The 15,356-nt window shown below is 60.7% G+C and carries 8 protein-coding genes; all 8 read right to left on the bottom strand.

Annotated elements, in window-relative coordinates; genetic code table 11:
* Positions 1–2 precede the first annotated feature (2 nt).
* The 8 genes from EBL_RS00740 to bcsQ all read right to left on the bottom strand — a co-directional run bounded on the left by EBL_RS00740 (position 3) and on the right by bcsQ (position 15,342).
* Positions 3–1,499 carry a M16 family metallopeptidase gene (locus EBL_RS00740; RefSeq protein WP_002440630.1) on the bottom strand — a complete coding sequence of 499 codons (1,497 nt, stop codon included), beginning with the start codon at positions 1,497–1,499 and terminating at the stop codon, positions 3–5.
* A 237-nt stretch (positions 1,500–1,736) separates the two neighbouring features.
* Positions 1,737–3,020 carry a dicarboxylate/amino acid:cation symporter gene (locus tag EBL_RS00735; protein WP_002440632.1) on the bottom strand — a complete coding sequence of 428 codons (1,284 nt, stop codon included), beginning with the start codon at positions 3,018–3,020 and terminating at the stop codon, positions 1,737–1,739.
* A gap of 119 nt (positions 3,021–3,139) precedes the next feature.
* Positions 3,140–5,191 (bottom strand): EAL domain-containing protein, encoded by a 2,052-nt coding sequence (locus EBL_RS00730; protein WP_217995383.1) that lies wholly within the window; start codon positions 5,189–5,191, stop codon positions 3,140–3,142.
* Positions 5,192–5,308: 117 nt separating this feature from the next.
* Positions 5,309–8,617: a cellulose synthase complex outer membrane protein BcsC gene (bcsC, locus tag EBL_RS00725; RefSeq protein WP_002440634.1), complete on the bottom strand. Its 3,309-nt coding sequence runs from the start codon at positions 8,615–8,617 to the stop codon at positions 5,309–5,311.
* A complete protein-coding gene (gene bcsZ, locus EBL_RS00720; protein WP_002440635.1) occupies positions 8,599–9,702 on the bottom strand; it encodes a cellulose synthase complex periplasmic endoglucanase BcsZ in 1,104 nt (367 codons plus the stop codon). The genes bcsC and bcsZ overlap by 19 nt, the downstream gene beginning before the upstream one ends.
* Before the next feature lies 1 nt (position 9,703).
* Positions 9,704–12,004, bottom strand: coding sequence for a cellulose biosynthesis cyclic di-GMP-binding regulatory protein BcsB (bcsB, locus tag EBL_RS00715; RefSeq protein WP_002440636.1), 2,301 nt, complete (start codon positions 12,002–12,004; stop codon positions 9,704–9,706).
* Between the two features lie 21 nt (positions 12,005–12,025).
* The gene (gene bcsA, locus EBL_RS00710; protein WP_002440637.1) at positions 12,026–14,620 is read right to left on the bottom strand and encodes a UDP-forming cellulose synthase catalytic subunit; all 2,595 of its coding nucleotides are present in this window, start codon (positions 14,618–14,620) and stop codon (positions 12,026–12,028) included.
* Entirely contained in the window at positions 14,620–15,342 is a 723-nt protein-coding gene (gene bcsQ / locus EBL_RS00705; RefSeq protein ID WP_002440638.1) for a cellulose biosynthesis protein BcsQ, read from the bottom strand. The genes bcsA and bcsQ overlap by 1 nt, the downstream gene beginning before the upstream one ends.
* Positions 15,343–15,356 lie beyond the last annotated feature (14 nt).

Below are 15,356 nucleotides of genomic sequence, written 5' to 3'. Positions count from 1 at the left end.
CGCTACTGGCCGGGCGGAATGTCTGAAGCGTCTGGCGCCACGTCATCCGGTGCGACTGTATCTGCCGCACCGCCTGCCGCAACGGGTTTGATTAACCCGTCCCAGATAGCCTGAAGCGATTTCACATCAAACTCCGGCTCGCCTTTCGGCTGCTGCAAAATAATCGCCATCTGCTGGGAGAGGACCTGGCGCAGCTCCTGGTTGATACTGGTGACCGTGAGCTTGTTCAGGAAATCCTGGCGCAGTGCCTGGTACTGCTCCGGCGCAATATCCACCACCTGGTTTTGCAATGAACGCAGGCGCTGGGCGGTGAGGATCCCGGTGTCGGTACGCCCGTACATGGCAAACAGTTTTTGCAGTTCGAGATTTTTTTGCGCCACCAGCGCGTTAAATTCTTCCTGCTCCAGCCCCTTCTGGTGAACCTTTTCCAGCTCTTTAACGACCGCGGCGAAATTGGCCTCCAGCCGTTCCCCCGGGGTATCAATATTAATGCCGCACTGGGCACGCTGGTAGAGCACCCGGCAGTCAAACCCCAGATCCATATCGCGGATATTGTTTTTGCTCAGGCTCTGCTGGACATGCCAGAACAGCGCTTCACGAGCCAGATCTGCCCGCCAGTAGCGCAGCAGGGCCGCAGAATCACGGATGGGGGTCCACGGGTTATCCCACATAATCGCCACCCGATCCCGGGTCAGATGTTCGCTGACCAGGCTTACCGCCTCGCGGCGCAGGGGCGAAATCGCCGGCACCGGTGCCGGGGTCTCGCGCTTGCCTTTCAGCTCGCCAAAGACTTTAGCTATCTGCTCTGCCACGCTGCGGCTGTCCACATTGCCGACCACGATAAGGGTCATGGCGTCTGGCGTGTACCACTTGTGGTAAAAGCTGCTCAGCCCGGCGGCGTCCAGCGGCTGCTTCAGCGGGGCGGAGGGATCGTGGCCCAGCAGCACCGAGCCTTTCAGCCGGTAGCGCCACCAGGCGTCGCGCGGGTTTTCCGGCCAGGTGCCAACGGTTGCGCTCTCCGCGCCCGGCAAGTGGGCAACCCGCTGGGGGGTGATCGGCAACTGGCCCGCCGTGTGGGCCAGCCAGTCAAAAGCCTCTTTGAGTAAGTCATTGCGCCCGTTAGGCAGGCTGAGGTTGTAGCGGGTCACATCATAAGAGACAACGGCAGGGGCCATCCCGTGTCGGGGATCAACACTCTGCTGCCAGAACGCGCCCGGGGCGGCCCCCGGCACATTGCGCTGGAGCGCCATACTGGCCAGCGCGCGGCTGTAACCGCTCTGCTGGGTGGTTTCTGCCAGCGAGCCGATGTCCACCATCAGGCGCACCTGCACCCGGTCGCTGGGGCGCTGGGGGGTGGCAAGCACCTGCCAGCGAAAACCATTCGACAATGTTCCCTGCTGCCAGGCCGGATCAGGCTGGAGCGGATCGGCCTGTACAGATCCACTGACGGCAACCATCAGCAGCGCCCCTGTCAAAAGTCGAATTGTTTTGCCCTGCATGTAAACCCCTGATCAACATTCCCGGTTAAAAAAACTGCAATGGCGGCGTTATCAGTACCGCCAGAATGACGCATCATCGCTGTTAGACCACGAATAACGAAAAAAGTCCTGCGGAGCATTAAATTTTTCAGCGGGTGCGGACACCGGACAATCGCGGGAGCAACGCGCGGATGATACGCCGCGCCAATTATGCGAAGCGACCGCAGCCAGGGCAAGTGGCTGCGGCCGGACAGGATATCAGGAAGGAACTTTTTGTGAGTCAGCGGAGGGCGGGTTATCCAGGGTTTTCTGCAGCTGGGTTTCATCCAGCTGTTTTACCCACTTCGCCACCACGACCGTCGCCACACCGTTACCCACCAGGTTGGTCAGCGCACGGGCTTCAGACATAAAGCGGTCGATACCCAGGATCAGCGCCAGGCCCGCCACCGGCAAATGCCCGACGGCAGAAATGGTGGCCGCCAGTACGATAAAGCCGCTGCCGGTCACGCCCGCCGCCCCTTTAGAAGAGAGCAGCAGCACCACCAGCAAAGTGATCTGGTGGAAGATATCCATATGGCTGTTGGTGGCCTGGGCAATAAAGACCGCCGCCATAGTCAGGTAGATAGATGTACCGTCGAGGTTAAACGAGTACCCGGTCGGAATAACCAGACCCACGACCGACTTCTTACAGCCCAGCTTTTCCATTTTATCCAGCATGCGCGGCAGGGCAGACTCCGACGACGAGGTCCCCAGCACGATCAGCAGCTCTTCTTTGATATAGCGGATAAATTTGAAAATGTTAAAGCCAGTCACCCGGGCAATCGACCCCAGCACCACCACCACAAACAGAATACAGGTGATATAGAAGCAGATAATCAGCTGACCGAGCTGTACCAGGCTCCCCACCCCGTATTTGCCGATGGTAAATGCCATGGCCCCGAACGCACCGATGGGCGCCAGGCGCATGATCATATTGATGATGCCGAAAATAACCTGTGAGAAGCTCTCAATCACGTTAAAAATCAGCTGGCCTTTGCTGCCAAGGCGATGCAGCGCAAAGCCAAACAGCACGGCAAACAGCAGCACCTGCAGAATATTACCGCCAGCAAAAGCGCCCACCACGCTTGCGGGTATCACATCCATCAGGAATGCGACCACCCCCTGCTCCTGGGCCTGCTGGGCGTACATCGCCACCGCCTGCGCGTCCAGGCTGGCCGGGTCCACGTTCATACCGGCACCGGGCTGAATGATATTCACAATCACCAGGCCGATAATCAGCGCAACCGTACTGACCACTTCAAAGTAAAGCAGCGCCACGGCCCCGGTGCGGCCCACGGCTTTCATGCTTTCCATACCGGCAATACCGGTCACAACAGTACAGAAAATAACCGGCGCGATAATCATTTTTATCAGTTTAACGAACGCATCGCCCAGCGGTTTCATCTGTGCGCCCAGTTCCGGCCAGTAGTGTCCCAGTAAAATACCGATGACAATAGCGGTCAGCACCTGAACGTAAAGGCTTTTGAAAAATGAAATTTTCATAGGGTGTCCTTCAGAGGGATAGTCACAGCCTGCGTCGCAGTGACCCAGGCTGACGGCTCCGAATTTACACCTTTGAAACATTTCAGAAATGAACAGGCATCACATATGAAACAGAAATGTTATTTTTTTTCGTAACTCAGCACGTTTTGATGAATTTTAGTGATGGAATCTGTAGTAAGGAAAGCCGGGCTATGGAGATAGCGGGTGGCAAAGGTATCCGGCGAGAGGGGCTCGGCAAACTGCTGCCCCAGCACCACCTGCACACCGGCCTCCTGCAGCCAGCGCTGCTGCGCGTCGTTTTCCACCCCTTGTGCCACCACGTCAAGATTCAGCCGCCCGGCGGCGTCCATGATCAGGCTGGCGACACTGTTATTGTCCGGTAACAGGTCAACGAACGCCTTGTCAATTTTCAGGATATCTACCGGGGTCGCTTTATTCTGGTGGAACTGGTACAGGCTGGCATAGCCCATGCCGAAGTCATCCAGCGCGATACGCACGCCTTTGTCACGCAGCGGGCGCAGAATGTTGATCGCCGCCTGCGGGTCGTCCACCCGCCGGTTTTCCGTCACTTCCAGAATCAGCGTGCCGGGCTGGATACGGTAACGCTGCAACAGCTCGCCAAGCTGGGCCACCACGTCCGGCGTGACCAGTTGCAGCGCCGACAGGTTAATGCTCAGCGGCAGCATCACACCGCGCTGCTGCCAGCTGGCCAGCAGGCGTGCAGAGGCGTCCAGCATCCAGATCCCGACGGTCATTATCAGCCCGCAGGCTTCCGCCTGCTCCAGCAGTGTATCCGGCTGGGACCACTGGCCGTCTTCCTGGTGCTGGCGCAGCAGCACTTCCGCCCCGAGCAGGGTGCCACTGAGGATATCCACCTGCGGCTGCAGCCAGATAGCCAGCTGCCCGGTTTCCAGGGCGTTGAGAATATGGCTCTCCTGGGCCAGGCGCTGCTGGGCCCGCTGCAGTTGCTCCGGCTCATAAAACTGCACCTGGTTGCGGCCAAAGCGCCGCGCCGCAAGGGCGGCGGACATGGCCCGGCGGTATTGTTGCTCCGCCCCCAGCGCCTGTGCCCACATGGCAATGCCGATGCTGGCCGTCGGGCGCAGGTGCAGATTCTGAAGGGGCAACGGCTCGTGCAGCGCCGCCAGTATCTGGCGCGCGAGGGTCATCATCGCCCAGGGATCGCTCTGCTGCGGGCAAATCACCGCAAAATCATACTGATTCATCTGCGCCAGGGTCATATCAGCCCCCAGGCAGCCCTTCAGGCGGGAGATAACCGTCAGCAGCAGCGTCTCGCGCTGGCTCTCTTTTAACACCCCCACCACTTCCTGGAGGGTTTCACTGCTGACAACCAGCAACGCCGGGGCTTTGCCCTCTTTGGTTGTCTGCTCCAGCAGCGCCAGTAACAGCGCCTTGTTGGGCAGCTCAGAGAGCGGGAAATGGGTGGCGAGTTTTTCTTTCTCTTCCAGTAAGCGCCTGATCTGCTGCTGGTTGCGGTTATAGCTGCGCACCAGCAGGCCAATTTCATCATCCCGGTGCAGCGCCCCGAGTTTCAGCTGGTGGCCCGCCACCTGGCTGCGCTCCAGCCCGTGCAGCTCCTGGGCAATATTGCGCAGCGGGTGGACCATCAGGCGGTTAATACACCAGGTCACCGCCACGGTCACCACCAGCACCAGCATCAGCCAGGTGGTCACCAGGGTTGAGATAATACTGATAATGTGGCGGTACATCCGCCAGGAGTCCGCCTGCAACACCAGGTAGGCCAGCGGCTGCGGGTTCGCCGGGCGCTCCAGGGAATAGAGCGGCAGCGAAATTTGCACCGGCAGCTCAAACAGGCGCGCCATCAGCAGCGGCACCGGGTGCTCGGTGGCGAAGTTAATATGCAGTGCCTGGAACTGGTTAGGCAGCACCACATCGGCACGCCCGACAATACCGGACGGCGGAATTTGCATCAGAATGGATTCGGCCTGGGGGATATCGGCCTTCAGGATCGCCGCCGACAGAGGGGCGCGCACCGAGCGCGCAATACTTTCCATCTGGGTGGCGACCGTATAGCGATTTTGCTGCGTAAAGTGAAAAAGCAAAATAATAATAAAAACAGCGATAAACACCAGGGACACGGAAAAAACCGTGGCCATTTGTTTGATCGTTAAAGAACGGCTGACTCGCAAGTTCACTCTCCACATGGACTATCAGGGAGTGGTCACCCTCTCCATGATGACCACACGCGGCAGAGTATACTGCATTGCGGGGACTTTGCGTCTGATCTGCGGCTAATTGGCGCTTTTTTACCAGTCTGCATAAGGCACCAGCGGTTGCGGTGGCAACGCCATATCGCCCATCCAGCCGCCGAACGAATAACGCACAAAAAGTAGCCCGTGGCTGGGGGTGTAATCCTTGGCCTGCTGAATATCCACCCCGGCCCCCACTGACCAGTGACTGTTGATCCGCCGCTCCACCAGCGCCCGGGCGGTATACCCCACCCCGCTGGACGATCCGCCCTCTTCCGGGGCGTTGCGATCGGGCAGCGAGAGCGGCACCAGATTCTGTAGCGGGTAGCGCCTGTTCGTATCGCTTTGCGAGTGCGACCAGGACACCGAGCCCCCCAGCTCCCATGACCAGTTCTCCGTGCGCTGGCGCCAGATAACCGGCAGCGCAAACGACACATACTGCTGCGGGCTGTAATAGCCCCCCTGGCCGAGGGTGTAATTGCTCAGGTCTTTATCATAATGCCAGAGCATATTGGTCACCCCCACGGTCACCCGGCGGTTATTCTCATTGAGCAGCTTGTAGTAATAGCCGGTCATCCAGCGTACCCGCCAGTTATCCTCCACATTCTTCCCCTGCAGGCTGTCGGCACTCAGGCTCGACCAGATACCGTGCGCCTTGCCCTGGTCGTAGCTCAGGCTGATCCCGCCACCGGTTGCCCGCACCCCGCCCCAGGTTTTACCGGTATTCGGATCGCGCTGCCCGGCAAACGAAAGTAACGAGCTGGATACCGGCCGCCGGTGAGCATTCAGGGTGTAGCCCAGCGGGCCCAGATCCCCGCGATAGCTTAATCCCCCGACCAGGTCCACCACATCAAACCCCATCGGGGTGGTGCCGATATCCCCGGCCCAGGTGGCATTATGCCAGCCTGCAGCCACACTGACCCCGCTGGCCCTCTGGCTCCCATAGTGGCTACAGCCCGCTTTATAACAGGTGCCCCAGTGCGGCTTCGTTTCGCTGCCAAAACTGCCGGGATCCATATTCACCACATCAGCACGCAGGAAGCCGGTGCCGTCACTGAGCGGCGCATCCAGCTGGAGCATGGTCGTGTGGGCTTTAAGATCCGAGTAACCCGGCGTGCCGCTGGAGCCCCAGTAATCGTGATCGAGGGTGACGCGCACATCCTGCTGCTGGTACAGATCGGCCGCGTCGCTGCGGATCCCGCGTTTCAGCCAGTCATCGCGGGCGTCGTTACGGGTCAGTTGCGTGAAGCTGTCGTTATCCTCCGGGCGCTTATCACTGATACCGGCAGCGACCATCGCATCGCGCAGGGTATCCAGCCCCTGCAAAGGTGCCCCCCCGGCGGCCTGGTAACGGGCCCCGTCGCGCAGGGCCATCGCGCTACTCATGGACGGCGGCTGGCGCTTTGCCTCTGCAATGGCGGCCTGATACAGCTGCCCGGCGGTAGCGGTATCCCCCAGCGCATTACGCACGCGGGCCTCCCGGCGCACCCTGTTGAGGGAGGCGTCATCCGGGCGGTGCAGGGCCGCCAGGTAGTGGCGGGCGCGTGGCTTATCCCCTGCGGCAAGAAAGGTCTCCACCAGCCCGAGCCGCGCCTCATCACTGGCCGGGTCACGGGCCAGCGCCCGCTGATACTCCCGCTCTGCTTGCGGGTAATCCCCCCGCTCGCTGGCCCACTCCGCCAGCGCCAGGGTGAAGCGCTCCGCCGGTGGTTGCTGACGGAGTAACGCAATGGCCTGCGCCTCCTGGCCCCCGTCACGCAGCCGGTTCGCCTCTGCCATCACCTGGTTGCTCTCCAGTCGCGCTGCCAGCGCCCGGAGATTTGGGCTCCACTGGCTGCGGGGCAGGCGGTGAATTTCATCCAGGGCGGTGCGGTCTCTGTCTGTTGCGGCAAGATACAGCCCCTGAGCATATATCCGCTCCGGATCCCGGGGTTCCTTTGCCGCCAGCGCCCGGAACAGCTGGTCTCCGCGGGCCTGCTGCCCGGCAGCAGCCAGATCTTTTGCCAGCCGGTACGTTATCCAGACACTGTCCGGGTTGCTGTCCAGCCGCTGCTGGTGCAGGGCGGCCGCCCGGGCCCACTCGCCCTGGTTTTCCAGCACTGCGGCCTGCTGTTCGAGGCTGTCGTCGCGCAGGCTGCGCTCAATATCATCAATACTGCTCCGCTGGCGCGGGGTCAGGGTGCCGATAAACGCACTGGCCTTTTCCGGCGACTGGCGGCGGTAAATATTAGCCAGCCCGCGCACCGCGCTGCTGTTGCCCGCATCCAGCTGTAACGCCTGCCGGTAATACTCCCCGGCCACGGGATCGTTTTTTTCCGCGACCGCCACATCCCCGAGCCCCAGCAGCGCATAGCTGTCGTGGCGATCCGTGTTGCGCGCCTGCTGGTAGCGCAGGCGCGCCAGCGCCGTATCGTGGTTTTTCAGGGCCTGGTCGCCCTGGTCTATCAGCGACCAGTAACGGCTGCTGCGTGTCACCGTGGGTGCCTTACTGGCAGGGGGGGTCGCTTTCGCCACCGGGCGCTCAGTTGGAGGCTCTGTTGCAGGTGCGCGCCCGGGGGCGGGAACCTGCACCGGCTGGTGGTGCTGCGCAAGCTGTTGCCGGGCGGCGCTGGCATTCTCCCCGTCGCTGAATACCGCCAGATACTGTTGCAGGGCCGCCGTACTGGCGGGGCCGGGGGCTTTGTCCCTGACGCGCTCCCACCACAGGCGCTCTGCCGTAGAGCGCCCGGCAGCGGAGCGCGCCATCTGGCGCAACACGTTATACCCCTCCTGGTTACGGTTATCGGCGAACAGCATACCGGCCAGCGCGCCGCCAAGATCCGTATTCCCCGCCGCCCGGGCATACAGTTGCTGTAGCTGTGTTACCGCCCCCTGATGGCGGGCCGGTATTTTCGCCACCAGCAACCAGTATTCCCCCGCCAGCGAGTCGTCTGGCGGGTGGCCATTAAACAGCGCGTCATAAGCGGCAATAGCCTCGCGGGTATGGCCGGTGGTCCCCAGTAGCCGGGCCTGTTGTAGCTGTGCCCGCCCCCGGGGGGAGGACAACGCCACGCTGGTTTGCGCCTGCCGGTATGCCTGGCTGTCGGGGGCCGTTTTGCCTATCTGCGCCATCAGCTTACTGGCGCCAGCCGTATCCCCGTGGCGCAGCAAATAGCGCAGCCGGGCGGCCATAACATCCGGATCATCCGGGGCTATCAGCGTCAGGCGGTGGAGTGACTGGCGCACCAGATCGTCACGCTGGCTGGACTCGCCCAGCCGCACCTGATCCAGCAAATGCTGTTTCGCCGTCTCCTGGGCGCCCCAGGCCCGGGGGAGAATAACCAGCCCCACCACCAGGCTGAGCAGACTTAATGAGAACTTATGCATGATCCATCCTGGGGTAATACCAGCTCCCCGTTAACGGAGAACCGGTAACGCTGTTGATCCCATCCCTGGCCAAATAACGTGAGAACATAATTGTAATAGGCATTTTTGCCGGGAAAGTTCACCGCCACCCGCTGGCGCTGTGCCTGTAGCGCCGGGCTGTGTTGCAGGGCGGGGAGCAGCGCGGCAGAAAATCCGACCGGGCCCTCACCGCTCAGCCCGCCGTCCGCGACGCGGGCTTTTTCCGGCGGAGCCCCGCGCGCCGCTGTTGCGGTGATCATCGGGGCGAAATGGTCCAGCAGCCGCGCTTTGTCCGGATCGCTGTCACTGAGCATACCGGCCCACAGATAAGCCCGGATGGCATCATAACTGCTGATAAGCGGCGGCTTCACACCAAGCTGCCAGCCCTCTCCCTTGTTCCAGACGACCCAGTCCGGCACATAACCGTGCGGCGCGGTATCTACCAGTAAGGCCATATTGGCCGCGCGCATTTCAGACCAGGGGGCGTGGTAGCGCACCATGCGCGCCAGCACCTGGGGCGGCAGATAGCTGGGGTTAAGCCGCCAGCTCCCCGGCTGTACAAACCCCTGCTTACCGGGCAACAGGACCATACCAAGACCCGGCACCCGGACGACAGATTCCTGGCGAATTTGCTTCAGTAAGTCTTCTCCCTGGCGGGTGTAGGTGTCGTTATGCCAAATCCGCCCCCCTTCCAGCAGCGCCCAGGCAATCCACATGTCCGCATCAGTGGCGTTGTTGGCATCCAGCACCTGCCACTGGCTGGCACTGTGGCGCCCCCACAGCCAGGCGGGTAAGTGCTTACTCAGATCCCCCCGGGCAAGGTTGTTGCGGGTCCAGGTCAGCACCCTGTCAAAGGTGGTCTGGTCATCCGCCACCAGGGCGAAAAACAGCGCATAGCTCTGTCCTTCTGAGGTGGTTATCTGGCGCGGGTCGCTGGCGTCAATCACCCGCCCCTGGTCGCTGAGATAATCCTGTTTAAACTGCTCCCAGGCCGGCCAGGGACAGGTCGCGGCCCGGGATGTGGCGCAGGCCATCACCAGGGCCAGCGCACATCCTCGCCATCGCATATTAGTCTCCCTTCAGACGGCGGCGGCTCAGAATACGCAGCAGCCGCCACAGAACCCACGCCAGCAACACCACGCTGATGGCCGCAAGAATAGCCAGCAGAACCGGGTGGTTAGACAGGGCAAACCACAGTCGCTCAAACCACGGTAAGTGCCCCGCATAATAAATGTCCCCCACCCGGATCCCCTGTACGTCCGCTTCGCGGATCACCGCAACCGACCCGGCAATCGCCGCCCGTTTACCGCTGTCGTTCAGGGCGTTATTCAGTAGACTGTACCCGCGCGGGCTGTCCGCCAGCAGGGCAATCACACTGCGCGAATCGTTATAGGGGGACTGGAAGCCGACGATTGCCGCCATCGGCCCGTCGGAGCTCATTGTGGTCTGCGCATGTGCGGCCCTGTCGTCGTCTGGCAGCAGCACGCTATCGCCAGGGGTCTGGCGCACCGGGGTCTTCACCCAGGCCCGGGTGGATTCCAGGAGCAGATTAACCCGGGAGTCATCTTTCATCCCGGGCGGCAGCGTGCCGATTATCATGATGTCTTTGTCTGCCCCTTTCATCTCTGCGGGGTTGTCACTCAGACTCAAGCTGGTCGCGGCGGTGCCGGTCTGGGCGCCTATGGTGCCCACCGCGTTGAGCAGCGCCTCTACCTGGTCCGCCCGGGGTTGCGCCGGGACAACAATCAGGGTGTCAGACAGATCCGCCATCCGGCTGAACGGGAAACCGGCGCTGGCATACACCCGCAGATCCGGCATGGCGATAAAGTGGTAGTAGTGCGATAAATCGATGCTGGAGCTTTCATCCAGCACCACTTTATTGGACACCGGCTGATACGTTACGCAGTTATCTGTCGAGCCGCCGGGCATCGGGTTCATGTACTGGAAATCAAAACGCAGCTTGTTAGCCGCCCCGAGACGCAGTGCCGGAATAGACACGTTAGCGCCCGCATCCAGCAGCCCCTGGAGGATGGGCAGGCGCACCATCAGGTGGTTATTTTCGCTGTTCGGGTACAGCCCGAAGGACTTCAGGAAACGATCATTCAGGTTGACGTCCATCCGCGAACTGTCCCGGGCCGGTGGCGCCGTATAACGATATTTCAGATCCATATCAATGCCGGTGCTGCGTAACAGATAGAGATCTGGCGGCAAATTCAGATTCAGGGTGATTGAGGAGGGCTGCAGGCCCACCGACTGTAACTGACCCTCGTAGGTTTTCAGCTCGCCGAACGTCACCGGGCTGTCGGTGCGTACCCAGTTCGGCGCATCATAAGGTTTGCGGGCCTGTAGCGGTTTTACCGCATCCACCGTGACCTGCTCGCCACGCAGCAACACATCTCCGCTGGCGATCCCCCGGACCGCCTGGAGAAGATCGTTATCATCCCGGCCCCAAATCACCAGCGTTTTAATCCACGGCTTATCCGGGTGGCTGCGCATCTCGATAACCGGCGCGGTGACCGGCGGGTGCGCTTTCAGAAAGTCCGGGCGCCGGGCGTTAGTGGCAAACACAATGCTGTTTTGCTCCGGTAGCTGATTATAAAACACCGGGAACACCTGCCCGCGCCACTGGGCCCGGGTGCCAAACCAGGAAGAGAGGATAGCCGCGGCCTTTTGCTGCCCGGTATCCGGGGCCCCGGCAAACACCACCGGCAGGGTCAGGCGCCCGCTATCCCGGGCGTCATAAAACGGCAGCGGAAACGCCGAAAGATCGTTTTTCACCACCAGGGTCTGGTAGGTCAGCGTCAGGTTGCTGTCCCGGCCAATGTCCATCCACAACGTCGTATTGGCCGGGTTTTCACACACTTCCCGGTAATGACCAATAAACGCCAGGTGGATGCGGTTAAAGTCCGTGATATATAGCGGGTCCAGCGGTATCTGCAGGCGGGTTTTCTTACCCAGTTGTTCACGGGTTACCGGCACGGCCGCCATCAGCTCGTCGTTCAGGTAGATCTTAAGCTGGGACAATCCCGGGATCAGGGAGGGCGACGGGGTGACGTCCAGATTCAGTAGCGCCCCGGAGACGACCTCATCACGGCGCACGCCGAACTCCGCATAGCCGTCAGAGGTGGTGCCGCGCAGGGTCATATTGCCCGGTGCCGGTGCGATACTGGCAAAAGACAACACCGCGCTACGCTGCGGGGCCTGTGGCGCCGCCTCCCCTGGGTTATCCTCCCCCGGCACGGGGGGCGCTGGGGTGCTTACGGCAACCGGCGTCTGGGGTAATGGGCCGGGGGCTGCCCATGACAACGCGGCCGGAAGCCCCCCGATGCCAAGTAGCGCAGCATAAAACCAGAAGTATGTTTTTTTCATCACACCATCATCATTGTTGAATTAATGCCTGATCTGGCCGTGCGCGACCACCGCGCGCCGGGGAATAAAAGAGACCACCCAGTCCACTAACGCGGTAAGAAAACGGAACACATATTTCACTTTAGACGGTGCAAAGACCGCCAGGTGGCGATACCCCCGGAAGCCGAGCATCAGAATATCCAGCAGGCTCTCCATCGGCTTATCCTGGGGGAAGCTGTCTTGCCACAGGGCCCAGGTATCGGCTCTGGCAAAAGTGCACTGAATAAAATCAATATGTTGCCTGGTCGTCAGGGGGTCAAGCTCCAGGCCGATACGCTGACCGGCAATGCGGATAACCCGGGCGGGGAACGCGAAAGACTGCTGGCCGCGGTTAAGAATCAAATCCACCTTCTGCCCGTCCAGCAGCCCGGCATGGCTGTGCAGCACAATCCCCACCCCGGACTCGGAATAGTCACGAATGGTGCAGGGGAACAGGTGCCCGTCATCGCGGCCAATGGCGGCCGGTAGCGCGATCTCCACCCGGTTTGCCTGGCGCACCTGCTTACTTTCCACCGATACCGCCACCGCACCGCCAAGGATCAGTAAGTTATAAAACACCCACAGCAGGCTGATAATCACCGTCAGCAGCTCATCCCGGGGGCCGTAGATCATGCGGATCCCCCCGGCCAGCACGCCCAGAATGTTTAACAACACCAGCACCAGATAAGGACGGCTGATTATCCAGTCGATGTATTCATGCGTTACCAGGCCGCCTTTCGCGGTGACATTAAATTTCCCCTTACGGGGATTAAACAGCGCCACCAGCGTCGGGCGGGCAATATACCAGGCGATCACCGTTTCGTAGATCTCCCCCCAGAAAGAGTGGCGGTATTTGCCCTGAATGTGTGAGTTAGTCAGGCCGGCGTGGATCATGTGCGGCAGAACGAAGAGCGCTATCATCAGCGCCGGGGCGTAAATGATATAGGCATGCAGCAGCAGGAACGCCAGCGGTGCGGTCAGAAAGATAAGCCGCGGGATCCCCGACAAAAAATGCAGCATCGCATTGGTATAGCACAGGCGCTGGGCCAGTTTTAGCCCCCGGCCCAGTAGCGGATTATCCAGACGGAAGATTTGCACCATCCCCCGCGCCCAGCGAATACGCTGGCCGATATGTGCCGACAAACTTTCTGTCGCCAGCCCCGCCGCCTGGGGAATGCGCATATAGGCAGAGGTATAACCACGGCGATGCAGGCGCAGCGAGGTGTGGGCATCCTCGGTGACGGTCTCTACCGCAATCCCGCCAATATCATCCAGCGGCCCTCGTCGGATCACCGCACAGGAGCCGCAAAAGAACGTGGCATCCCACATGTCGTTGCCGTCCTGCACCAGGCCGTAAAACAGCATCCCCTCGTTAGGGGTTTTACGAAAACGCCCGAGGTTGCGCTCAAAGGGATCGGGGGAAAAAAAGTGGTGTGGCGTCTGCATCATCGCCAGTTTTTTATCTTTGTAGAACCAGCCCATGGTCAGTTGCAGAAAAGAGCGGGTGGGTAAGTGGTCACAGTCAAAAATCGCCACGAATTCACCGCGGGCGTACTGCAGTGCGTGGTTAATATTGCCCGCTTTCGCGTGTTCATGGGTTTTACGCGCCAGATAGTGGATACCTGCGTCGCGGGCGAAATCTTCAAACTCCGGGCGTCCGCCATCATCCAGTAGCCAGATACTGAGCTTATCTTTGGGCCAGTCTATCCCCAGCGAGGCGTAAACCGTGCCTTTTACCACGTGCAGATCTTCGTTGTAGGTAGGAATAAAAATATCGACCTGCGGCCATTTTTCCATTGCCAGCGGCAGTTGTACCGGCTGGCGGTGGAGGGGCCATATAACCTGAAAATACCCCAGCACCAGTACCAGCCAGGCGTAGATTTCGGCAAACAGCAGGATCAGGCCACATGTCAGGCTAAGCGGATCGTGCCAGTTAAGCGTGGCAGTCACCCGCCACCAGATATAGCGGCCGGAGACCGTCAGCGACAGCACGATCATCATCATCGACGGAAAGCGCCCCGGGAAACGGCGGATAACCAGGGCCACACCCCATAGGGTCAGCAAAAAAACAAATTGCGACAGCGGGTTAAAAGGCTGGGTAATACACACCAGCGCCAGAATCAGCGCCACAGTGCACACCGTATACAGCACTATCAGCCGCGTGCGAAAACTCAGCCCCTCAAAGCCGTGATCCGCCGCATTCAGGCCCCTGCTGTTTGCCACCCGCAGGGGCAGCGCATCAGCCCACCGCCGGTAGCGCTGCCACAGACGGGCAATGGGGGAGTCTCCCGGGGCAGATCTTGCCACCGCAGCACGCGACGGGCACCACAATATCAGCCACAGGCTCTGGATCAGGTAGCGCACAATATCCAGCGGTCGCGGGCGATCTGCATCCACTTGCGGCCAGTAGAGCTTGCGCCGGGCCAGTATCTGCTGCCAGCGGGCATTTTCCAGCGGTAAAAATGCCCACGCCAGCATCACCATCAGGCAGCCCGTAAAAGCGCTGAACGGCGGCGCACTGTGACGCCGGTAGTGCATATACCGCTTAGCCAGGCGCCCCGCGACTGGCGGTATCATTAACCCGCCATGCCAGCCCATTAACCATGGCTCCCGGAAAAATGCAGCAGACACCAGTTCGCCAGGGTGAGCATCTCCTCTGCGGCCAGGGAGTCCTTACGGTATTCTCCCACCGGCTGCTTCGCCGCCAGGCTCTCGGTGACCGCTTCATCGCGGTGCACCACCACCGGCAAAATACGGGGCAGGCTCTTTAACCATAACTGTAAAATATCTGACTGTAGCTCGCTCTTCGCATCAAAGCCATTGACCAGCAGGTGGGCGTTTTTCGCCACCGCCTGCTGATGCAGGCGCACATGACAGTTAGGATCCGGGCGGATCAGGGTGAGTAAATGCTCCATTTCCGCCATCAGCGCCTGGTTAAGGGGGGAGTAGCCCGCCGGTAAATCCACCAGGATCCACTGCCAACACCGGCTGGTTTTCAGGCTGTGTAACCCGGCGGAAAAACCGGGCAACGGTGAGCCGCTGGCGCTGGCGGCCCCCCATTCAGCGAGGGTAAGCTGGCCGAAAGGCAGCAGCTCAAGGCCACTGGCATAGCGCCAGGCGCTCTGCTGCCAGGGGTGGTTATCCAGTAAGGCGCGGGCCCATCCGCCAGGATGCGTTACGGCAATATTGAAAAACAGGCGCAGCATATTGTCGGGGCAGGCATCAATCACCAGTACCGTTTCACCCAGTTGCTTTAGCGCCCACCCCAGGCCTGCCACCACCGACGAGGTGCCCACCCCGCCGCGCGCCCTGGATACCAATAATAGCCATCAGT

The organism is Shimwellia blattae DSM 4481 = NBRC 105725 (assembly GCF_000262305.1).
Taxonomy (GTDB): Bacteria; Pseudomonadota; Gammaproteobacteria; order Enterobacterales; family Enterobacteriaceae; genus Shimwellia; species Shimwellia blattae.
The sequence above is the reverse complement of the archived record's forward strand: the minus strand, read 5'-3'. Positions and strand labels throughout refer to the sequence as shown.

Coding starts and splice junctions, on each gene's coding strand:
- EBL_RS00740 (WP_002440630.1), bottom strand. CDS start 1,499: ATGCAGGGCAAAACAATTCGACTTTTGACAGGGGCGCTGCTGATGGTT.
- EBL_RS00735 (WP_002440632.1), bottom strand. CDS start 3,020: ATGAAAATTTCATTTTTCAAAAGCCTTTACGTTCAGGTGCTGACCGCT.
- bcsC (WP_002440634.1), bottom strand. CDS start 8,617: ATGCATAAGTTCTCATTAAGTCTGCTCAGCCTGGTGGTGGGGCTGGTT.
- bcsZ (WP_002440635.1), bottom strand. CDS start 9,702: ATGCGATGGCGAGGATGTGCGCTGGCCCTGGTGATGGCCTGCGCCACA.
- bcsB (WP_002440636.1), bottom strand. CDS start 12,004: ATGAAAAAAACATACTTCTGGTTTTATGCTGCGCTACTTGGCATCGGG.
- bcsA (WP_002440637.1), bottom strand. CDS start 14,620: ATGGGCTGGCATGGCGGGTTAATGATACCGCCAGTCGCGGGGCGCCTG.